Source organism: Peribacillus sp. P4_C12 (genome assembly GCF_056402095.1).
On sequence record NZ_JBFUIB010000978.1, the window covers coordinates 1 to 892 of the forward strand.

The 892-nt window shown below is 36.1% G+C and carries 1 protein-coding gene; it reads left to right on the forward strand.

What is annotated here, in order from left to right:
- On the forward strand, positions 1-892 hold an 892-nt coding region (locus AC1DUW_RS30675; RefSeq protein WP_477644429.1), incomplete at both ends, for an alkaline phosphatase PhoX.

The following is an 892-nucleotide window of genomic DNA, read 5'->3' on the forward strand; positions in this document are numbered from 1 at the left end:
CCAATTAAGGATCCAAGTAGCACAGACGGAAAATATTTTGTTTCAGATGCTCCGGATTCAAATAGCTTATTAATGCCAATTGACGGCAAACTTTATATGGTTACACATTATGAATATCAAACAATTGATGCTGCTGGTCAATCAGCATACGGTTTAGTCCCAGCATCTATGTCTTTAACTGAGATGGAACAGGACAAAAAAACAGGTGAACTTAAACCTGTAAAAGTAGAAAAAATCGATTTTTCGGCAGTAAATGGACTTTGGATTCCATGTAATGGTTCTTTATCACCATGGAATACGCATTTAGGTTCAGAAGAGTATGAGCCAGATGCTCGTCAATTTGCGGACCCTACATCAAAAACAAGAAGTCAAGTTGAAACATTTGCTCAATTCTATTTTGGAAATAAAGCAAAGGCTAATCCTTATTTCTATGGCTACACTCCTGAAATTACAGTTGATAAGAAGGGGAAAGCATCGGTTGTAAAACATTACAGTACAGGGCGTTTCTCCCATGAGTTAGCTAAAGTAATGCCTGATAACAAAACTGTATTTTACGGTGATGATGGTGGTAATACAGGAATGTTTATGTATATAGCCGATAAAGCAAAAGATTTATCAGCGGGTACACTATATGCAGCTAAGTTTAAACAAACAGGTACTGAAAATGGTGGTTCAGGAGACTTAGAATGGATTAATTTAGGACATACAACGGATAAAGAAGTGGAAAAAATTATTGACAGCGGCATTACATTCAATGATATTTTTGAAACTTCTGATGTACCAAAAGAAGGTTTTACTGCGATTAAACAATATTCATATGGTAAAACAGAATATCTAAAACTTAAACCTGGTAAAGAAAAAGCAGCGGCCTTCCTTGAAACACGCCGATACG